Genomic DNA, 20465 nt, shown 5'->3' with positions numbered 1-20465 from the left:
GCGACCCAGGCTGGGCCTCTCTCGCCATCTGACCCGCGTCCCATGACAGATGGGACATGGACCATGACAACCAGGGCAACCGAGCCTGATCCGCCTCCAACCGAGCTGCTGGTCTGCATCAAATGCCGCCGGGGGCAGGAAATCCCCGAGGACGACCGCCGCCCCGGCCAGCGCCTCTATGACACGCTCGCGGCCAACACGCTGCCGGACGGCATTCGGGTGACCGCTGTCGAATGCCTGCAGAACTGCGATCACGGCTGCACCATTGCGCTCAGAGGCGGCGCGCGCTGGACGTATATCTACGGAAATGTCGATGAAGTGTCGCATGCCGACATGCTGCTCGACGGGGCCGCCCGCTACAACGCCACGGAGGATGGGCTCATCCCGTGGCGCGAGCGCCCGGACCACTTCAAACGCAACTGCATCGCGCGCATCCCGCCGCTGGAGGCCGACCAATGACTGACCTTGCAAAACTCCCCGTGACCGTGATCACCGGCTTCCTCGGCTCGGGCAAAACGACGCTGATCACGCAACTCATGCAGAACCCCGGAGGCAAGCGCCTCGCAGTCGTCGTCAACGAGTTCGGCGATGTGGGCGTGGATGGCGATATCCTGAAAAGCTGCGCAATCCCCGATTGCCCGGCGGAAAACATCATGGAACTCGCCAATGGCTGCATCTGCTGCACCGTGGCCGACGACTTCATCCCCACGATCGAAGCGCTCATGGCGCTCGACCCGCGCCCTGATCACATCCTGATCGAAACCTCCGGCCTGGCGCTGCCCAAGCCGTTGCTGAAGGCCTTCGACTGGCCCGACATCCGCTCCAGGATCACCGTGGACGGCGTGATCGCCCTGGCCGATGCCGAAGCCGTGGCCGCAGGACGCTTCGCGCCCGATGTGGCCGCAGTGGACGCGCAGCGGGAAGCGGATGAGAGCATCGACCACGAAACCCCGCTGTCGGAGGTTTTCGAAGACCAGATCTCCTGCGCCGACATCATTCTACTCACCAAGCCGGACCTCGCCGGTCCGGACGGCGTCGCGAAGGCTAAGGAGATCATCGCCGCCGAAGCCCCGCGCCCCCTCCCCGTGGTCGAAGTGGCCGAAGGCGTGGTCGATCCCCGCGTGATCCTGGGGCTGGAGGCCGCCGCCGAAGATGACATGGACGCGCGCCCCAGCCACCATGACGGGCCGCATGATCACGACCATGAGGAGTTCGACAGCATCGTCGTCGACATTCCGGAGCTGGCCGATCCGGCGGAGCTCGTCCGTGCGGTCCAGACCCTCGCCAACGACCACAACATCCTGCGCGTCAAAGGCTACGCCGCCGTCACCGGCAAACCGATGCGCCTGCTGGTCCAGGCGGTGGGCGCGCGCGTGCGGCACCAGTACGACCGCCCGTGGCAACCGGACGAGGCGCGCCGGGGCCGCCTGGTGGTGATCGCCGAACATGACGACATCCACCGCGCCACCATCGAAGCGGTGCTGGGCGCGAAAACCCCCGAACCGGCCGAGTAACCGATGCACGTCGTCTTCCGCGAAAGCCACGGGCTCGAGGAGACCGAGACGCCTACCGATCTGGGGCAGACGCCCGCAGATCTGGTGGTGCTGTCCTTCTCCGACAGCGATCTTGGCGCATTCGCGGAAGCCTGGCGGCGTGGCGGCGGGCCGGAAGGCAGGCTGCCCACACTGCGGCTCGCCAATCTCGCGGCCCTCAAACATCCGCTCTCCGTTGACACCTACGTCGAGCAAACGCTGGAGGGCGCCAAGGGCATCCTGATCCGTCTGATCGGCGGCGTACCCTACTGGTCCTATGGGCTGCAGCAGGTGCGCGCGCTTGCGATGCGCAAGGGCATCGCGCTCGCGGTGCTGCCCGCCGACGGGCGCATCGACACCCGGCTCGACGATTATGCGACGCTGCCGGTCTCAACGCTGCGGCGGCTCGCACATCTCTGCGACACCGGCGGTGTCGTGGCCGCCCAGGCCGGAGTGGCGCAGATGGCGCTGGCCGCCGGGCTCTATGCTGGGCCCGTACGCGGCGCCAAGTCCTTGCCGCTGGTCGGCGCCTGGACACCAGAGCATGGTGTGACCTGTCCGCTTCTCGCGCAACCGGCGTCTGACAAGCCCCGGCTTCTGATCACCTTTTACCGCTCCTATCTGGTCGCCGCTGACCTTGCCCCGATCGAGGCGCTCTTCGACGCCTTCCGCGCACGCGGCTACGAGGTGCTCGGCCTCTTCGCCCCTTCGCTGAAAGCGCCTGAAGCCGCAGGCTGGCTGCGCCGTCAGGTGGCATATCTCAGACCTGCCGCCATCGTGAATGCCACCGCGTTTAGCGGCAAGGGAGAGAATGGTGCCTCGCCGCTGGATGCAGGCAATGTGCCGGTTTTCCAGGTCGCGCTGGCGACCTCGACCCGCGAGGCCTGGGAACAGGCCGAGCGTGGCCTCTCCGCTGCCGATCTGGCCATGCATGTCGTGCTGCCCGAAGTCGATGGCCGGATCATGGGAGGGGTCGCCTCCTTCAAGGAACCCGGGGTGCGGGACCCGCACCTGGAGTATGCCCGCTACGCCCATGCGCCGGTTGCAGACCGCATCGACGCCATCGCAGACCGCGTGCACGGTTGGGTGAACTTGGCGCGGACGCCTGCTGAGGATCGGCGCGTCGCGCTCGTGCTTTCCACCTATCCGGGCAAGGACTGGAACCGGGGCCATGCGGTTGGTCTCGATGCGCCGGCCTCCGCGGAGGCCATCCTCGCAGACCTTCAGGCCGCAGGTTACGATATACCGACGGCGCACCGACGCAATACCGACGTAATACCGACGTTATACCGACGTTGGAGTCTGGCGGATTATCGCGCCGCGCTGGCGCGCCTGCCGGAGGCCCTGTGCACTGACCTCATGACGGTATGGGGCGCCCCTGAGGATGACCCGCTGGTGCAGGATGGCGCCTTCCAGTTCCCCGTGACCGAGGCTGGCAAGGCGATGGTGCTTCTGCAGCCGGAGCGGGGCCAACCCGAGACACGACGTGATGATTACCACGACCTCTCCCGCACGCCCCGCCATGGCTACGTCGCCTTCTATCTTTGGCTGCAGTCGGAGACCGACGCGCTGATCCACATCGGCGCGCACGGCACGCTGGAATGGTTGCCGGGGAAATCCGTCGCTTTGTCGAATGCCTGTTGGCCGGAGGTTCTGACCGGCAGCCTGCCGATCATCTACCCCTTTATCGTGAACGACCCCGGCGAGGCGGCGCAGGCCAAACGGCGCATCGGCGCGATCACCCTCGGCCATGTGCCACCGCCCCTGCGGGAAAGCGGCACGCCCGATCGGCTGGTCCGTCTGGAAGCCTTGCTGGATGAATTCTCCAATGCCGATGGCCTGGACCCGCGCCGCCGGGACCGTCTTCAGATCGACATTCGCGACGAGGCGCAAGCGCTTGGTGTCGAAGATGACCTCGGTCTGGATCGCGCCGGATGCGATGCCGAGGCGATCACGCGAATTGATCGTTTTGTTTGCGATATCAAAGAGATGCAGTTTGGTGAAGGGCTGCATATCTGGGGCCGGTCGGCACGTGGCGCGGCTCCCTTCGAGACCAGCGCCTCCGTCGCCGCCGAACGTCAGGCGCTGCTCGATGCCCTGGCTGGCAGACGGATCCCGGCGGGACTTTCGGGCTCACCCTACCGGGGTCGCATGGATGTGCTGCCCACGGGGCGCAATCTTTACACCACCGATCCGCGCGCAGTCCCGACCCGCGCGGCCTATGCGCAAGGCATAAAGCTCGCCGACGAACTGATCCGCCGACATCTGCAGGAGGCAGGCGACTGGCCGCGGGGTCTGATTGTCGACCTCTGGGGGTCGGCCACCATGCGCACCGCTGGCGAGGAGTTTGCCATGGCGCTGCATCTGCTTGGGACGCGCCCGGTCTGGGACAGCGGATCCGAGCGCGTCTCCGGCATCGAAGTGCTGCCGATCACCGACCTCGACCGCCCCCGCATTGACGTGACCCTGCGCGTCTCCGGCCTTTTCCGCGATGTGTTCCCGACGCTCTCGGCGCTGTTTTCACAGGCGGTCCGTGTTCTGGCGATGCGGGATGAAGCGGCGGACTGGAACCCCTACGTGGGTCGCGAGGATCTCGCACGGGTCTACGGCCCGCGACCGGGCAGCTTCGGCGTTGGCATGGTGGATGCAGCCGAGACCTATGGCCCGGCCGGGCGCGTGGCAGCAGGGCAGGCTTGGCTCAACGCCAGCGCCTGGGCCTTGGACGGCGAGGACGCGACCCACCGGGAGGCTGGTCTCCGGGCCCGCGTGGCGGCTGCAGACAGCTTCGTGCACGCGCAGGACCTGCCGGAGACGGACCTTCTTCTGGCCGCCGACTACGCCGCGCACGAAGCCGGGTTTGCCGCAGCGCAGGCCGTCACCGGCGGCGCCGCCGCGCTCTATCATCTGGACAACACCGATCCCAACAGACCCCGAGCGCGGGCGCTGTCAGAGGAGGTGGCCCGGGTGGTGCAGGCACGCGCTGCCAACCCCGCCTGGATCGCCGGGATGCGCGCACATGGGTTCCGCGGAGCGGCTGAAATTGCCGCCACCCTGGATCACATGGCAGCCTTCGCGCACCTTGCTGGTGTCGTCTCGCCGCATCTCTTCGACCTCTATCATGACGCGACGCTGGGCCATTCGGAAACCGAGCACTTTCTGCGAGACGCCAATCCGGAGGCTCATGCGGCGATGCAGGCACGCTTTGCGGAACTGCACGCTGCGGGGCTCTGGGCGACGCGGCGCAATTCCATTCTGGCACAGCTGGAGGCCGCGCAATGACACCGGCTCCGACGGTGAAGGGATGGTGTCCCGGTGCCTATCGTCCGATGATGTCGGGCGATGGGCTGGTGGTCCGGGTGCGCCCCTTTTTTGCGCGTCTTACGGCAGACCAGGTGCACGGGCTCTGCGACACGGCGCTGAACTATGGCAACGGGTTTATCGACCTGACCAGCCGGGCAAATCTGCAGATCCGCGGTGTCGCCGAAGGTGATCACGAGCAGGTTCTGCTGGCGCTGCGCGACCTGCGACTGCTTGATGATAGCCCCCAGACCGAAGCGCGGCGGAACATCCTCATCACCCCTTTCTGGAGACCCGGCGACATCAGCCACCGGATCGCCGGTGATCTGTTGGCGGCACTTGCACAGCTTCCAGATCTCCCGGCGAAGTTCGGCTTCGCGGTCGATACGGGCGCGGCACCGCTGCTGCAGGACGCCTCAGCAGACATCCGCGTGGAGCGTGTGGCATCCGGTCTGAGTGTGCGGGCGGATGGCGCAGAGGCCGGACGGTCGGTGCGACCCAATGGTCTCGTCTCCGCCATCTCGGAGGTGATCGCCTGGTTTCTGCAGCGTCGCACCGACGGTGAACGCCGGTTGGCACAGACTGTTCGGCGTGTGGGCCTGCCCGCGGAGTGGGAAACGACGACGAAGCAACCGCCCGGGTTACGGCCAGCGCCCGGCCTGCATCCCATGGGGTGCCTCGCCGGGATTGCGTTCGGGCAAGTCGATGCGCGCGCGTTGCAGCGCGTCATGACCGGGAGCAAGGCGCAAGCCCTGCGGGTCACCCCCTGGCGCATGGTGCTTCTGGAGGGCGCTTCCGATGTTGTCGATGCCGAGTTCATAAGTCGGCCCGGATCGCCGCTGCTGACCGCCCATGCTTGCCCCGGGGCTCCGTTCTGCACCAGCGCCCCGGTCGAAACACGCGCGCTGGCGAGGCGTCTGGCGGCGGAAACCCCCGGCAGCGTGCATGTTTCGGGCTGCGCCAAGTCCTGTGCCTATCGAAAGCCTGCGAACCTGACCCTGATCGGGCGGGACGGGCGTTTTGACCTTGTTCGCGACGGCCACCCGTGGGATGCCCCGCACAAAACGGGGCTACGGCCCGAAGAAATCCTGGCAGAACTGAAGACCCACGTATGACCTATGTCTATGAAACCGACGGCGCTGCGATCTACAAGCAGTCCTTCGCGACAATCCGGGCAGAGGCCGATCTGGAGCGGTTTGGGCCCGACGAAGAGCAGATCGCAGTGCGCATGATCCACGCCGCGGGGTTGGTTGGCCTGGAGGAGCACATCCGGTTCTCACCCGGGTTTGCCGTGGCCGCGCGGGCGGCCCTGGACGCCGGTGCACCCATTCTCTGCGATGCGCGTATGGTCAGCGAGGGGGTGACACGACCCCGCCTGCCAGCGCGAAACAGGGTCATCTGCACCCTGCACGACGAGGGTGTGAAAGACCTTGCCGCGCAAATGCAGAACACCCGGTCTGCCGCGGCCCTTGAGTTCTGGCGCCCGCATTTGAGTGGTGCGCTGGTTGCCATCGGCAACGCACCCACGGCTCTCTTTCACCTTCTGAACATGCTGCAGGATCCTGAATGCCCGCGACCTGCGGCAATCATCGGCTGCCCAGTGGGCTTCGTGGGTGCCCTGGAAAGCAAGGATGCGCTCTGGGCGGATCAGCCCGTGCCCTGCTGCATCGTAAAGGGTCGGCTCGGTGGCAGCGCCATCACGGTCGCTGCCATAAACGCGATCGCGAGCCGCGCGGAATGAGCACGGGCATCGTCTATGGTGTGGGTCTGGGACCCGGCGATCCCGAGCTGATGAGCGTGCGCGCTGACCGATTGCTGCGGACTGCCAAGCATGTCGCGTTTTTTCGCAAAGCTGGTCGATCCGGTCAGGCGCGGCGTATCGTCGACGGTCTGCTGCCGGACGATGCCATTGAATTTGCGATGGAATATCCGGTGACGACTGAAGTCCCGCTCGAAGACCCGGCCTATAACAAGATGCTCTCCTCTTTCTATGCCGAATGCACGGACCATCTGCGCAAGATCGCGCAGACGGGCGAGGACATCGTCGTGCTTTGCGAGGGCGATCCGTTCTTCTTCGGCTCCTTCATGCATCTCTACACTCGGCTGAAAGACCGATTGACGGTCGAGGTTGTCCCCGCAATCACCGGCATGTCGGGCGCCTGGACCGCCACCGGCCAGCCCGTCACCTGGGGTGATGACATCCTGACCGTTCTCATGGGGACTCTGCCCGAAGCGACCTTACGCGAAGCGATGACGCGCAGTGATGCGCTTGTGGTCATGAAAATCGGGCGGCACATCGAGAAAGTGAAATCAGCATTGAAGGCCGCGGGAAAGTTCGACGCGGCCTGGTTGATCGAATATGCCAGCATGCCGCAACAGAACGTTCAAAAACTGTCCGATGCGGGTGAGAAGGTGACGCCGTACTTTTCCATCATTGTCGTGCATGGACAGGGCCGCAGACCATGAGCGGCTGGCTGGTCATCGCGGGTCTGGGACCGGGAGACCCCGAGTTGATCACCCCTGAGGTTCAACACGCCCTGGACGCGGCCACCGATGTTGTCGGCTATGGCCCGTACGTTGCGCGGGTCGCGGAGCGAGACGGGCTGCGTCTGCATCCCAGCGACAACCGCGCGGAGATCGACCGCTCGCGGCATGCACTGGAGATGACGGCTGACGGACGGCGGGTCGTTGTGGTCTCTTCCGGCGATCCCGGTGTCTTTGCCATGGCTGCCGCGATTTTCGAGGCAGTGGAGGCGGGCCCCACCGACTGGCGGACCCTCGATATCCGCGTAGCCCCGGGCATCACCGCGATGCTGGCCGCGGCAGCGCGCGTCGGGGCGCCGTTGGGTCATGACTTCTGTGCCATCAATCTCAGCGACAATCTCAAACCCTGGAGCCTCATTGAGCGTCGCCTGAGGCTGGCGGTGGAGGCCGACTTTGCGATGGCGTTCTACAATCCTCGCTCGAAGGCACGACCCGAAGGCTTTGGGAAGGCGCTGACTCTTCTCAAGGAGATCTGCGCGACCGATCGCCTGATTGTCTTTGCGCGGGCCGTGTCGACGCCGGACGAAGATATCCGCGTTGTGCCGCTCGTCCAAGCGACTGCTGAGATGGCGGACATGCGCACGATGGTCCTTGTCGGTGCCTCCAACACGCGTCTGATCCCGCGTGATGGCGCTCCGATTGTCTACACTCCGAGATCGGTGGGCGCATGAGCGATCCAGTCCAGAACCGCGCTGATCTCATGCAGCTCCGGGCGCGGCGGCACATATGGTCGGTCGATCATAATCACCTGCAGGCCCAGAATCCGTGCGGCGGCGATCTTTGCATAAGCACCTGTGCCACCAGCATTTTTGGAGACGACAAGGCTGATGCCGTGCTCCTTCATCAAGGCCAGGTCGCTCTCGACGCAGAACGGCCCGCGATCAATGATGACGTGATGATCCGGAAACGGCGGCGGCGACGCCGGGGGGTCGACCAGACGCAGAAGATAGCGGTGCTGCGGTCGCACGGAGAAGGCGGGCAGGTTCTGCCGGCCGATCGCAAGCATCACATGCTCTGCGGGCTGGTCCAGCGCGGCAACCGCCTCGGGGATGCCCGGAACATGGGTCCAACAGTCACCCGGCCCCGCGACCCATGGGGCACGCGTCAGCGCGACCAGCGGCAACTGCGCGGCACGGCAGGCCGCAATCGCGTTGCGGCTCATCTGTGCGGCAAAGGGATGGGTGGCATCGACGACATGCGTGATACCGTGACGATGCAAATACCGCCCCAGCCCATCGACGCCGCCGAAGCCACCGACCCGCTGGGGCAGGGGCTGGCGCACGGGTCGGGCCACCCGCCCTGCAAAGGATATGGTGCCACGAAGCCCGGTCTCGGCCAGCGCGCGACACAGTGCGGTGGCTTCGGTTGTGCCGCCAAGAACCAGCAGGTTGGGCGCCATGTCTGAGGCTCCTTGGTTGACCATCATCGGGTTGGGCGAAGATGGCCTCAAAGGTCTGAGCGCCGCAAGTCGAACCGCACTTGAAGCCGCAGAAATCGTCATTGGCCCATCGCGACATCTGGCGCTGATCGGTGACATGCCTTGCGAAACGCGGGCCTGGCCCGTCCCGTTTTCCGACGGCATCGCGCCACTTCTGGACCTGCAGGGCAGGCAGGTTGTCGTGTTTGCCTCCGGTGATCCCTTCTGGTTTGGCGCAGGCGGCACGCTGGCGCGGCACTTGGCGCCGGAAGAGTGGCAAAGCCTGCCCGGCCCATCCAGTTTTTCACTGGCCGCCAACGTCTTGGGATGGTCTCTGGAGCAGGTGACGTGCCATGGGCTGCATGCGGCGCCTCTGACGCGGCTGCGCCCCTATCTTGCGCCCGACTCGCGGATCATTGTGCTGTTGCGCGATGGTGCAGCCGTGCCGGAGCTGGCGGTCTATCTTTCGGATGAAGGGTTCGGACAGTCCGAGATGATCGTGTTGGAAGCGCTCGGAGGGTCACGCGAGCGGGTGACGCGGGTCCGCGCCGACGCGCTACAAACCGGTGGCTTCGATCATCCCGTCTGTGTTGCGGTACAGGTCGCGGGCGAAGGGTCTGCGCTGCCTCTGGCCAGCGGGCGCCCGGATGCCTGGTTTGACGCCGATGGCCAGATCACCAAGCAGCCTGTGCGCGCAATGACGCTGGCAGCTCTCGCTCCGCAGCGGCACGAACTGCTGTGGGACATTGGCGGTGGTTCAGGGTCCATTGCCATCGAATGGCTTCTGGCGCATCCAACCTGCGAGGCCATCAGCTTCGAACGTCGCGCGGACCGGGCCGCAAGGATCTCGGCCAATGCCACCCGGCTCGGCGTTGACCGGCTCTCCGTTGTCGAGGGTGGCGCGCCGCACGCGCTTGAAGCTCAGGCAAAACCGCAGGCTGTTTTCATCGGAGGCGGGCTTTCCGCCGATCTTTTGCATTGGCTCGAACGGCATCTTGAACCGGGAACAAGACTGGTGGCCAACGCGGTAACGCTGGAGACCGAGTCGCTTTTGCTGCAAGCTCAGCAAAGACGGGGCGGGTCGTTGACCCGGCTTGAGTTGTCGGCGGCTGAACCGCTGGGATCGAAGCGGGGCTGGAAGTCCAGCTACCCCATTGTTCAATGGAGCGCATGTTTATGATCGTGGCAGGCTTTGGGTTCCGGAAAGAGGCAACGGCGGGCAGTCTGGAGGACGCCTATAAACGGGCTTGTGAAGCGGTATCACCTGCCTTTCTGGCCACCGTCGATGACAAAGCGGCGGCAGAGGCGTTTCGGCTTTTCGCAGAGGATATCGGATTGCCGGTGAAGGCTGTGCCCGCCGATATCCTGAAACAGCAGACAACCATCACGCAATCCACGGCATCCAAGGAGAGGTTTGGGACGGGGTCGGTGGCGGAGGCCGCGGCGCTTGCGGTGGCAGGTGATGGGGCGCGGTTGCTGACTGCCCGACAGGTGTCTGCCGACAAACTTGCAACCTGCGCACTGGCCATCAGAGAGAACACATGACAGTCCACTTCATTGGCGCCGGTCCTGGCGCGCCTGATCTTCTGACGCTGCGGGGGCGGGATCTGATTGCAGCCTGCCCCGTGTGCCTCTACGCCGGATCGCTGGTGCCCGAGGCGATCCTCGGTCACTGTCCTGAAGGGGCGAGGATCGTGAATACGGCGTCGATGTCGCTGGACGAGATCGTTTCAGAGATCATTGCTGCTGATGATGCGGGACAGGATATCGCCCGGTTGCACTCTGGCGATGTCTCCGTCTGGTCCGCAATGGGCGAGCAGATCCGCCGGTTGCGGTCCGCCGGTGTCCCGGTCTCAGTCACCCCCGGGGTCCCGTCGTTCTCGGCAGCCGCCGCTGCTCTGGGTACGGAACTGACCCTGCCGGGGCTCGCCCAGTCAGTGGTTCTGACCCGGACGCCCGGTCGCGCGTCGTCCATGCCGGAGGGCGAGACGCTGACGAATTTCGCTGCAACGGGGGCGACGCTTGCGATCCATCTGTCGATCCAAAACCTCGAGGCCGTGATCCGTGATTTGACCCCGGCCTATGGCATAGACTGTCCGGTGGCGGTCGTGTATCGCGCCAGTTGGCCCGATGAGCGGATTGTCCGCGGCACGCTGGCTGATATTGCGACGCGGCTCGATGCCGCCATTTCGCGCACTGCGCTTATCCTGGTGGGCCCCGCGCTGGCCGGAGAGGGCTTCGAGGAGAGCTGTCTCTACGCTGCCGACTACGACCGTCGTTACCGACCGCAAACTGCGGACAGCCCTTGGGCAACGTGGAGCCATGGCGATGACTGAGCGGCCGGGCATCCTGATCTCTGCACCATCGTCGGGCACAGGCAAGACCACCGTTATGCTGGGGCTGCTCAGGGCGTTTGCGGAGGATGGTCTGCGCGTTCAGCCGTTCAAGTCCGGGCCCGACTATATCGACCCGGCCTTTCATCAGGCGGCTTGTGGGCGCGCATCCTTCAATCTCGATACCTGGGCTATGGGACCGGCCCTTTTTGCTGCAATTTCGGCAGAGGCCAATAGCGCGGACATCTGTGTCGCCGAAGGCTCCATGGGTCTTTACGACGGTGTGGCGACGCAGGGCCAGATCGGCTTTGGCAGCAGCGCCGAGACCGCGCAGGCCATGGGATGGCCCGTCGTTCTGGTTGTGGATGTCAGCGGGCAGGCGCAGTCAGCCGCGGCGACAGCGCTGGGGTTTCAGGCCTACAATCCCGACATTCCCTTTGCCGGGGTCATCCTGAACCGCTGCGCATCGCCCCGGCATGAGCGTCTCGCGCGCCTGGGGATGGAGGCAGCGGGCGTGCGTGTCCTTGGTGTCCTGCCACGGCGCGGAGATCTGACCTTGCCGGAGCGTCATCTCGGCCTCATCCAGGCCATCGAGCATCCAGACCTTGATGCTGCGATTGCGGGCTACGCGGCTTTTTTGAAAGAACACGTGGATATCGCCGCACTTCGAAACGCGGCGCAGGGCCGGGAAACAGTGGTCGGTGCCACGGCCCTTCCGCCCCCTCCGGCGCAACGTATAGCGCTCGCGCAGGATGCTGCGTTCTCGTTCACCTATCCCCATATCCTTGAAGGCTGGCGGCGTGCCGGCGCAGAGATCACGCCGTTTTCGCCACTGGCTGATGAGTCACAAGATCCCTCTGCGGATCTGGTCTGGTTGCCCGGTGGGTATCCGGAGTTGCACGGCGCGACCCTCGCCGCCGCTACCCGCTTCAAGACAGCGCTGCGCACTCATGCCGAGACGCGGCCAATCCACGGCGAATGCGGTGGCTACATGGCCTTGGGCGCCGCCCTCATCGACAAGGACGGGGTGCGGCACGAAATGGCGGGTTTGCTCGGGCTGGTGACAAGCTATGAGAAGCGCAAATTCCACCTTGGTTACCGTCGAGCGGTCTTGCGTGCCGGGCTGCCGGGGCATGAGCCCGGCACGGCTCTGCGAGGGCATGAGTTCCACTACTCAACCATTCTGGAGCAACCGGATGCTCCGCTGGCTGAGGTGGCGGATGCCGATGGCAATCCTGTTCCCGAGACGGGCTCTGCGCGCGGCATGGTGACGGGGACGTTTTTCCATCTGATCTCTGCGGAGGACGCCGCGTGACAGGTTTTGTCAGTTTTGTCGGCTCGGGCCCTGGCGATCCCGAACTGCTGACCCTGAAAGCCGTCGACCGTCTGAAACGCGCGGACGCCGTGCTCTTTGATGATCTCTCTTCTGGCCCGATCCTCACCCATGCGCGCGCGGGTGCTGATCTTGTGGGTGTCGGAAAACGGGCAGGACGGCCTTCCCCAAAGCAGCATCACGTGAGCAGGCTTCTTGTGGACTATGCGCAGTTGGATCAGCGCGTCGTTCGCCTGAAGTCCGGCGACGGTGGCCTTTTCGGGCGTTTGGAAGAAGAGCTTGTGGCGCTGCGAGAGGCGGATATCCCGTACGAGATCGTGCCCGGTGTGCCATCCGCCTGCGCCGCCGCGGCGGCGGCCGGGATTCCGTTGACGCGCCGCCTGACAGCGCGGCGGGTGCAATTCGTCACTGGACATGATGTGAGCGGGCACCTGCCGGAGGACCTTGATCTCGCGGCTCTGGCCGATCCGAAGGCATCCACCGCCGTCTTCATGGGAAAGCGTACCTTTCCCAAGCTGCTCGAGGCACTCAGGGCGCGTGGATTGCCCGCCGATACCCCGGCCATTCTCGCCGAGAGTGTAAGTACACCCAATCAGAACATTCAGCGCACGACTGTTGCGAAGTTGGCCCATCAGTTGGCGGAAGAGATCAGCGATCAACCTGCTCTGATTCTCTATGGGCCGTTTGCCGAGAGTTGAAAGTCGCTTTTGCGCTTGTTCGCGCGTGTGCATCGGGGATACGACTAAGACACGGTGCCACGGCATGTGGCTGAAAAGGGAACTGGGTGAAAGTCCCAGACTGCCCCCGCAACTGTAAGCGATGAGCGCTCAGGATGATCCACTGGCTGTCGTGCTGGGAAGGACCTGAGTGCCGAGACCCGCAAGTCAGGAGACCTGCCGTAAAGCGCCAACCCGTGAAGCCACGGATATTTATCTGCCGGAGGGGCAGGACAGAAAGGATCAGACATGCATATCGAACCAGGGGTCGTCGACGGAGCGAAAATGGCCTTTGCCTACGCAACAGCCGCCGGAGCGGCGGGATACACGGCGAAGCTCGCGCTTCAGGACCTAAAAACGCACAATGTCGGCTCTTTCGCCGTGCGGACGGTTCTCGCCGCAGCTGGCACGTTCATTTTCTTCGAAGTGCTGCCTCATTTCCCGGTCGGGATTTCCGAAGTGCATTTCATCTTGGGCACCACACTTTTTCTGCTTATGGGCGCCGCACCCGCAGCACTCGGCCTTGCGGTGGGCTTGTTGATCCAGGGCGCGTTCTTCGCGCCAAGCGACCTTCCGATGTACTTCGTGAATGTCACGACGCTGCTTGTCCCGCTGTTTGCGATTTCTGCGTTGGCGCATCGGCTTATCCCCAAAGGCAAGGCCTACGTGGATTTGGCCTACTCTGACGTCTTCAAGCTGTCCGTGATGTATCAGGGTGGGGTTGTCGCCTGGGTCGCGTTTTGGGCTTTTTATGGTCAGGGCATGGGCGCGGACACGTGGCAGTCGGTCTGGACCTTCGGCGTGGCCTATATGCTGGTTGTGATTATTGAGCCGATCGCCGATCTGGCTGTTTTGGCTGGAGCCAAGGCAGTCCGAGACCACAAGCTGTCCGGCCTCTTCACCCGTCGCCTTTACAGCGCAACCTGATCGATGCGCACGGCCAGCCCGGATCTCTTGAGCGGGTTCGGGCTGTTTTTGCGGGTAGAATGATGATCGGGACGCTCTGGCTGATCGGGATCGGGACAGGATCGCTCCGACACGTCACCCTTGAAGGGTTGGAAGCGATCCGGGAGGCCGCGGTCATCCTGGTCCCGCAAAAGGGTTCTGGAAAGGACGATCTGGCCCAGCTCCGCTATCAGATCATCGAAGCGGCGGGCTCCTCTGCGGAGGTCATACCGTTCGACTATCCGGAGCGGGATCCCGCGTTGCCCTATCTGGAGAGGGTGGCGCGCTGGCACGATGAGATCGCCCGGCGCTGGCAGGCGGCAGCCGCGGGCGCCATGCGCCAAGGTCCTGTGGCGCTTTTGGTGTGGGGGGATCCTTCGCTCTACGACAGCACGCTGCGCATCGCGGAGCGGCTAGCCCCGCGAGCAGCGATCCGCGTGATACCTGGGATCACTGCGGTGCAAGCCCTGACCGCGGCCCATGTGATCCCGCTCAATCAGGTGAATGGGCCGATCTGCATCACCACAGGCCGGCGCCTGCGGGATGATGGCTGGCCAGTTGGTGCTGATCGTCTCGTTGTGATGCTGGACGGAGAGGCGAGCTTTCAGACCCTCGATCAATCTGATCTGCGGATTTGGTGGGGCGCCTATCTCGGCATGCCGGAGCAGATCTTGGAACACGGCCTTCTAGCGGATGCGACCGGTCGGATTCTAGCAGCGCGAGAGGCTGCGCGAGCGCGGCACGGCTGGATCATGGACACCTATCTTCTCAGCCGCAATACGAACTGATGCGTCGTTGATATCGGACAATCTTGCGACTCATTCTCAAAAACACTTGACAGTTGCGAGTGATTTGCATTTACAGATACAAGATCGTGTTCAATCCAGGAGAGTTGGATGCTCAAAAGACTATTCAAACTGTGTTCGGTTGCCCTTACGGCTTCGGTTTTGGCGACCAATGCCTTTGCGGACGACAAGATGAAGGTCGTGACGACTTTTACCGTGCTTGCTGACATGGCTTCGAACGTGGCGGGAGAGGCCGCGGAGGTGGTCTCCATCACCAAGCCGGGCGCGGAAATCCACGGGTACGAGCCGACGCCGCAAGACATCGTTCGCGCCTCGGACGCGGACCTCATCCTGTGGAACGGAATGAACTTGGAGCTGTGGTTCGAGCAGTTCCTGTCCAATATGGACGATATCCCGTCGGTTACCCTGACCGATGGGATCAACCCCATCCCGATTGCCTCGGGGTCGTACGAAGGCAAGCCGAACCCCCATGCCTGGATGGGATTGGATAACGCCTTGGTCTACATTGACAATATAACGGCTGCTTTTGTCGAGGCGGACCCTGAGAACTCTGAAACCTACAGGCAAAATGCGGCGGATTACAAAGACGAACTGCGCGCCACGATTGAACCGTTGCGCGCAGCTGTCGCAAAAATTCCCGAGAACCGCCGCTGGCTGGTGACCTGCGAAGGGGCCTTTAGCTACCTGGCGCGCGACTTCGGACTGAAAGAACTCTACCTGTGGCCGATGAATGCGGATCAGGTGGGCACACCCCAGCAGGTGCGATCGGTTATCGACGGAGTCCGTGACAACGATATCCCGGTCGTCTTTTGTGAGAGCACCGTGAACACCGCACCGGCCGAGCAAGTCGCTAGGGAGACGGGAGCGGCTTATGGCGGTGTTTTGTATGTGGACAGCCTCAGCGACGCGGACGGCCCGGTGCCCACATATCTGGACCTCTTGAAAGTCACCTCGAGCACACTTGCACAGGGACTTGCGGAGGCGATGAATTGATTGCTCGACGACAACGAACCAAGTGCATGCCATGAGTGGCGATCTGAGGCGCATCGGGGAAACCGGTGCGCCTTTACGCAAGGACAAAGAGATGCGTGACGACTTGGCCCAATCGGAGTGGCCGCCGGGACATGGCGCCGGCGGCAAAGGGCTTTGCGCGCAGGATGTGACCGTGACCTACCGCAATGGTCATACGGCCCTTTGGAACGCCAGTTTTGAAATTCCGCGCGGGACCGTAACGGCACTTGTCGGTGTGAACGGAGCCGGCAAATCGACGCTCTTCAAGGCGATTATGGGGTTTGTCCCCGCGTCCCAAGGCGAGATCAGCATCCTGGGTATGAGTGTGCGCGATGCGCTGAGCCGCAATCTCGTGGCGTATGTGCCTCAATCCGAAGAGGTCGACTGGGCGTTCCCCGTCCTCGTTGAAGATGTGGTGATGATGGGGCGCTACGGCCATATGGGGTTTCTGCGGCGCCCGCGGTCCGCAGATCGCGCGGCGGTTGACGAGGCACTGGTCCGCGTCAATATGCAGGACTTTCGACATCGCCAAATCGGGGAACTCTCGGGCGGTCAGCGCAAAAGGGTGTTTCTCGCCCGCGCTCTTGCGCAGGATGGGCAGGTCATACTCCTCGATGAACCCTTCACCGGCGTCGACGTCAAGACGGAAGAGCAGATCGTGGCCCTGCTGCGTGATCTGCGTGCAGAAGGACGGGTCATGCTGGTCTCGACACATAACCTCGGGTCCGTGCCGGAGTTTTGTGATCGCACCGTGCTGGTCAAGGGAACCGTGCTGGCCTACGGGCTCACGGAAACGACCTTCACCCGTGAAAACCTCGAACAGGCCTTCGGTGGCGTGCTGCGGCACTTCACACTGGGCGGTACCACCTTGCATGACGACGAAGACGCGCGCGAAGTGACGATCTTCACCGATGATGAACGACCTTTCGTCCAATACGGAGAAAAGACGCAACGTACGGATCAGGGCGAAGGCTCATGATGGACGTGCTGCTCGAGCCCTTCGGTTACACCTACATGACCAACGCGATGTGGGTATCCGCGCTGGTCGGCGGCGTCTGTGCGTTCCTGTCGGCTTACCTGATGCTCAAAGGCTGGTCCCTGATTGGGGACGCACTGTCTCACTCCGTCGTTCCGGGCGTGGCTGGTGCGTATATTCTCGGCCTGCCTTTCGCCCTGGGTGCATTTCTGGCCGGCGGATTGGCCGCAGCGGCAATGCTGTTTCTGTCAGAGCGATCAGGATTGAAGGTGGACGTCATTATCGGTCTGATCTTCACATCCTTTTTTGGCTTGGGCCTTTTCATCGTGTCGATCAACCCGATTTCCGTGTCGATCCAGACGATCACGATGGGCAATATTCTTGCGATCACACCCGAAGATACATTGCAGTTGGCGCTGATCGGCGTGATCTCCCTGACGGTTTTGCTGCTGAAGTGGAAAGACCTCATGGTGACGTTTTTCGATGAAAACCACGCCCGCGCTGTCGGTCTGCGCCCGGGACTGCTGAAAGCAGTTTTCTTTATTCTGCTGTCAGCCTGTGTCGTGGCGGCAATGCAGACAGTCGGCGCCTTTCTGGTGATCGCCATGGTGGTGACGCCTGGCGCGACCGCCTATCTGCTTTGTGACCGCTTCCCGCGATTGATCGCCACCTCGGTCGCCATCGGTGCGCTCAGCAGCTTTACCGGCGCGTACATCAGCTACTATCTGGATGGCGCAACAGGGGGCATCATCGTCACGCTGCAAACGATGATTTTCCTGCTGGCCTTCGTCTTCGCACCCAAGCATGGCCTCCTCGCAGCGCGCCGCCGCGGAAGAGCTGCTGTGTCACGGGCCGAGGAGACCGCCTGATGGACCTTCAAACACTCCTGATGCCGTTTGCCTTTGGCTTCATGCAGAATGCCTTCCTGATTTCCATCATTGTCTCGATTCCGACCGCGCTGCTTTCATGCTTCCTGGTCATGAAGGGCTGGGCGTTGATGGGGGACGCTGTCAGCCACGCGGTCCTACCCGGGATCGTACTCGCGTATATCTTCGGCATTCCCCTGATCATCGGGGCTTTCGCGGCAGGCATGACCTGCGCGGTCGCCACCGGGTATCTCGCAACCAACAGCCGTGTGAAACAGGATACCGTTATGGGCGTCGTTTTCTCCGGCATGTTTGGTGTCGGTCTCGTGCTGTACGTCGCTGTCGAGACCAATGCGCATCTGGACCATATCCTCTTCGGAAATATGCTCGGCGTCGAACCTGATGAGTTGTGGACGGCTGGGCTCATCTCCGCCGTGGTTGGGCTGATGCTTGTTTTGAAATGGAAGGATCTGCTGTTGCACAGTTTTGATCCAGCTCAGGCGCAAGCCTCGGGGCTCTCGGTCAACATGCTGCACTATGGGCTGTTGGCCGCGTTGTCGCTGACCATCGTTGCCACCCTCTCGGCGGCGGGACTGATCCTCGCGATTGGCCTCTTGATCGCGCCGGGGGCAATCGCGTTTCTGTTGGTGCGCAAATTCTCGACAATGCTCTGGGTCTCTGTGCTGGTCTGCATGTCGGCGATGCTGTTGGGCACCTATGCGAGTTTCTTCCTCGACAGCGCGCCGGCGCCAACAATTGTGCTGATCCTGACGGCAATGTTCGTCGCCGCTTTTGGTCGGAGACAGATCCAGACCCGGCGTATGTCTCGACGACGGGTGATGAAGGGCTGACCTGATCGACGAAAAAAGCCCCGCAGTCCGCGGGGCTTTCCTGTTTTTTGGATGGTCGGCTTATTCAGCAGGGCTCGCCGACATGTCGTCGTCGATCTGGTCGAACGTGGTCGGCACGCCGGCGGCCTCACGACGTCCGTCGTTGAAGATCGCCTTGATCAGTGCGATGCACATCAGCGCCATAACGATGGAAAAGGGCAGGGCGCCGATCACCATGGCGGTCTGAATGGCGCCTGTCCCTCCGGATATCAGCAACCCGCCGACCACCAGTGCAAGGGCAGCACCCCAGAACAGGATGTGCGGACGTGCTTTGGGGCCTTCGTCACCCGCTGCGTTGATGGTGTTCACGATCAGAACCGCGGAGTCTGCGGATGTCACCAGGAAGGTCATCAGCAGAACCACGATCACAACCGCCATGCCCCAGGCCAGAGCTTGGGCAATGGGGGCGAGCATGAACTCGGTCATCGCAAAGATCTTGTCGCCGTTGGCGGCATCGAGGATGAGGCCATTGGCTTCGCCGTTGAGCTCCAGGTCAATGGCGGTGCCACCGGCCCATGCGAACCAGACAAAGCACATCAGCGACGGAACGATCATCGCGCCCAGCACGAATTCGCGGATTGTCCGACCTCGCGAGATGCGTGCAAGGAATAGACCCACGAAGGGTGCGAACGCGATCCACCAGGCCCAGTAGAACACGGGCCACCAGCCTTGCCACTGGGTCAGCAGGAAGGCCTCGGACCCTTCGACGCCATCGGATGTATAGACGTTGAAGCTCAGCCACGGCAGTGCGACCAGATAATCCCGGATGCCAACGAAGAACGCCGTTGCCCCGAACCAGGTCGCCCCAAAGAGGATGAAGAAGCCCAGCAGGAAGATCGACAGCACCATATTGATGTTCGACAGCCACTTGATGCCCTTGCCAACGCCGGACAGCGCCGAGAGCGTGGACGCCCCCATGATAACGAGCAGGGCAATCACAATCCCAAGTGTCGTCGCAGAGCCGTCTTCCAGGGCAAGTCCGCCAATACCGATCCGGGTGAGGCCTGCAACAAACTGCTCCACACCAAAGCCCAGGGTTTGCGCAACACCAAGGATCGTCGCCACAACCGCCACAATATCAATGATGTGGCCGACGGTGCCGGACAACGACTTGCCGAACAGAGGCGTGAGGGAGGAGCGGATCGTCAGCGGCAGCCCCCGGCGATAGCTGAAGAAGGCCAGCGCAAGACCTGCAATCGCATAGCACGCCCAGGCGCCCAGACCCCAGTGCAGGTAGGACCAGACATAGGCCGTGCGCACGTTGTCCGCCTCAAGCGCGGTTGTGACGCCTTGGATGACGGAGGGGTTGTTCTTGAAGTGCGCGACAGGCTCCGCCACGGCCCATGTCAGCATGCCGACGCCGATCCCGGCACCGAACATCATGGAAAACCATGAGAAATTCGAGAACTCCGGTTTTTCGCCTTCGACTCCGAGGTTCAAGCGTCCGGCGGTCGGCCAGATTGCCAAGCCAATGCATACGAGCACGAATGCGGTCACGACCCAGATGTACCATGCGGCAAACTGCGCCAGAATGGCTGTGTTCCAGTTGCCCAGAATGGTGCCCGCCTGGGCCGGCCAGACGATACACCATACCACCAGCATGCTGATAATAATCTTACTCACGACTGTGACGTTAACACTGAATCCCCGATAAAAACCGGTGTCGGCGGTCTTGATCGGCAGATCCGATAGTGGGGGTTTTATGGACATTTATTGTCTCCCTGTTCCCTGTTGGCTTGCATCGCAGATGCCCGCGGGTGTCATGGTAGGGGCAAGACTATAACTTGTATAGTGTTTGA

The 20465-nt window shown here is 63.0% G+C and carries 20 protein-coding genes and 1 riboswitch; of the genes, 18 read left to right on the top strand and 2 right to left on the bottom strand.

The genetic code is table 11. The features are described 5' to 3' along the window. The first annotated feature begins 63 nt into the window (after positions 1–63). The 7 genes from Q1A71_RS14280 to cobJ are packed head-to-tail and all read left to right on the top strand — an operon-like array spanning position 64 to position 8044. Positions 64–459 (top strand): DUF1636 domain-containing protein, encoded by a 396-nt coding sequence (locus Q1A71_RS14280; RefSeq protein ID WP_299677404.1) that lies wholly within the window; start codon positions 64–66, stop codon positions 457–459. Beyond that, positions 456–1514, top strand: a complete 1059-nt coding sequence (gene cobW, locus Q1A71_RS14275; protein ID WP_299677402.1) for a cobalamin biosynthesis protein CobW — start codon at positions 456–458, stop codon at positions 1512–1514. Before Q1A71_RS14280 ends, cobW begins: the two co-directional genes overlap by 4 nt. Positions 1515–1517: 3 nt before the next feature. Continuing rightward, positions 1518–4811 (top strand): cobaltochelatase subunit CobN, encoded by a 3294-nt coding sequence (gene cobN / locus Q1A71_RS14270; RefSeq protein WP_299677400.1) that lies wholly within the window; start codon positions 1518–1520, stop codon positions 4809–4811. Continuing rightward, positions 4808–5944, top strand: a complete 1137-nt coding sequence (cobG, locus tag Q1A71_RS14265) for a precorrin-3B synthase (RefSeq protein ID WP_299677398.1) — start codon at positions 4808–4810, stop codon at positions 5942–5944. The genes cobN and cobG overlap by 4 nt, the downstream gene beginning before the upstream one ends. Continuing rightward, positions 5941–6570 carry a precorrin-8X methylmutase gene (locus Q1A71_RS14260; RefSeq protein ID WP_299677396.1) on the top strand — a complete coding sequence of 210 codons (630 nt, stop codon included), beginning with the start codon at positions 5941–5943 and terminating at the stop codon, positions 6568–6570. The genes cobG and Q1A71_RS14260 overlap by 4 nt, the downstream gene beginning before the upstream one ends. Then, entirely contained in the window at positions 6567–7295 is a 729-nt protein-coding gene (gene cobI / locus Q1A71_RS14255; RefSeq protein ID WP_299677394.1) for a precorrin-2 C(20)-methyltransferase, read from the top strand. The genes Q1A71_RS14260 and cobI overlap by 4 nt, the downstream gene beginning before the upstream one ends. Further along, positions 7292–8044, top strand: a complete 753-nt coding sequence (gene cobJ / locus Q1A71_RS14250; RefSeq protein ID WP_299677392.1) for a precorrin-3B C(17)-methyltransferase — start codon at positions 7292–7294, stop codon at positions 8042–8044. Before cobI ends, cobJ begins: the two co-directional genes overlap by 4 nt. On the opposite strand, the gene Q1A71_RS14245 is transcribed toward cobJ, so the two are convergent. Then, a complete protein-coding gene (locus Q1A71_RS14245) occupies positions 8017–8772 on the bottom strand; it encodes a cobalt-precorrin-6A reductase (protein ID WP_299677390.1) in 756 nt (251 codons plus the stop codon). The genes cobJ and Q1A71_RS14245 overlap by 28 nt on opposite strands. Here Q1A71_RS14245 and cbiE point away from each other — a divergent pair. The 11 genes from cbiE to Q1A71_RS14190 all read left to right on the top strand — a co-directional run bounded on the left by cbiE (position 8771) and on the right by Q1A71_RS14190 (position 18627). Continuing rightward, the gene (cbiE, locus tag Q1A71_RS14240) at positions 8771–9970 is read left to right on the top strand and encodes a precorrin-6y C5,15-methyltransferase (decarboxylating) subunit CbiE (RefSeq protein WP_299677388.1); all 1200 of its coding nucleotides are present in this window, start codon (positions 8771–8773) and stop codon (positions 9968–9970) included. The genes Q1A71_RS14245 and cbiE overlap by 2 nt on opposite strands. Beyond that, complete coding sequence (locus Q1A71_RS14235) at positions 9961–10335, top strand: cobalamin biosynthesis protein (RefSeq protein ID WP_366140264.1); 375 nt, start codon at positions 9961–9963, stop codon at positions 10333–10335. Before cbiE ends, Q1A71_RS14235 begins: the two co-directional genes overlap by 10 nt. Further along, positions 10332–11126, top strand: coding sequence for a precorrin-4 C(11)-methyltransferase (gene cobM, locus Q1A71_RS14230; protein WP_299677386.1), 795 nt, complete (start codon positions 10332–10334; stop codon positions 11124–11126). Before Q1A71_RS14235 ends, cobM begins: the two co-directional genes overlap by 4 nt. Next, positions 11119–12438 carry a cobyrinate a,c-diamide synthase gene (locus tag Q1A71_RS14225; RefSeq protein ID WP_299677384.1) on the top strand — a complete coding sequence of 440 codons (1320 nt, stop codon included), beginning with the start codon at positions 11119–11121 and terminating at the stop codon, positions 12436–12438. The genes cobM and Q1A71_RS14225 overlap by 8 nt, the downstream gene beginning before the upstream one ends. Beyond that, on the top strand, positions 12435–13154 hold the full coding sequence (cobA, locus tag Q1A71_RS14220; RefSeq protein WP_299677382.1) for a uroporphyrinogen-III C-methyltransferase: 720 nt from the start codon (positions 12435–12437) through the stop codon (positions 13152–13154). The genes Q1A71_RS14225 and cobA overlap by 4 nt, the downstream gene beginning before the upstream one ends. Positions 13155–13189: 35 nt before the next feature. Further along, positions 13190–13372: riboswitch (cobalamin riboswitch) on the top strand. A 49-nt stretch (positions 13373–13421) separates the two neighbouring features. Continuing rightward, positions 13422–14099, top strand: coding sequence for an energy-coupling factor ABC transporter permease (locus Q1A71_RS14215; protein WP_299677380.1), 678 nt, complete (start codon positions 13422–13424; stop codon positions 14097–14099). A 62-nt stretch (positions 14100–14161) separates the two neighbouring features. Continuing rightward, on the top strand, positions 14162–14905 hold the full coding sequence (gene cobF / locus Q1A71_RS14210) for a precorrin-6A synthase (deacetylating) (RefSeq protein WP_299677379.1): 744 nt from the start codon (positions 14162–14164) through the stop codon (positions 14903–14905). A 108-nt stretch (positions 14906–15013) separates the two neighbouring features. Beyond that, positions 15014–15916, top strand: coding sequence for a metal ABC transporter substrate-binding protein (locus tag Q1A71_RS14205; RefSeq protein ID WP_299677378.1), 903 nt, complete (start codon positions 15014–15016; stop codon positions 15914–15916). Positions 15917–16007: 91 nt separating this feature from the next. Continuing rightward, complete coding sequence (locus Q1A71_RS14200; protein WP_299677376.1) at positions 16008–16913, top strand: manganese/iron ABC transporter ATP-binding protein; 906 nt, start codon at positions 16008–16010, stop codon at positions 16911–16913. After that, positions 16913–17779, top strand: a complete 867-nt coding sequence (locus tag Q1A71_RS14195; RefSeq protein WP_299678090.1) for a metal ABC transporter permease — start codon at positions 16913–16915, stop codon at positions 17777–17779. Before Q1A71_RS14200 ends, Q1A71_RS14195 begins: the two co-directional genes overlap by 1 nt. After that, positions 17779–18627, top strand: a complete 849-nt coding sequence (locus Q1A71_RS14190; protein WP_299677374.1) for a metal ABC transporter permease — start codon at positions 17779–17781, stop codon at positions 18625–18627. The genes Q1A71_RS14195 and Q1A71_RS14190 overlap by 1 nt, the downstream gene beginning before the upstream one ends. 60 nt (positions 18628–18687) lie before the next feature. On the opposite strand, the gene Q1A71_RS14185 is transcribed toward Q1A71_RS14190, so the two are convergent. After that, the gene (locus tag Q1A71_RS14185) at positions 18688–20376 is read right to left on the bottom strand and encodes a BCCT family transporter (protein WP_299677372.1); all 1689 of its coding nucleotides are present in this window, start codon (positions 20374–20376) and stop codon (positions 18688–18690) included. Positions 20377–20465 lie beyond the last annotated feature (89 nt).

The sequence above is a fragment of the uncultured Roseobacter sp. genome (genome assembly GCF_947493125.1).
GTDB lineage: Bacteria > Pseudomonadota > Alphaproteobacteria > Rhodobacterales > Rhodobacteraceae > Roseobacter.
Note: the sequence above shows the minus strand (reverse complement) of the source record. Positions and strands in the feature narration are given on the sequence as shown.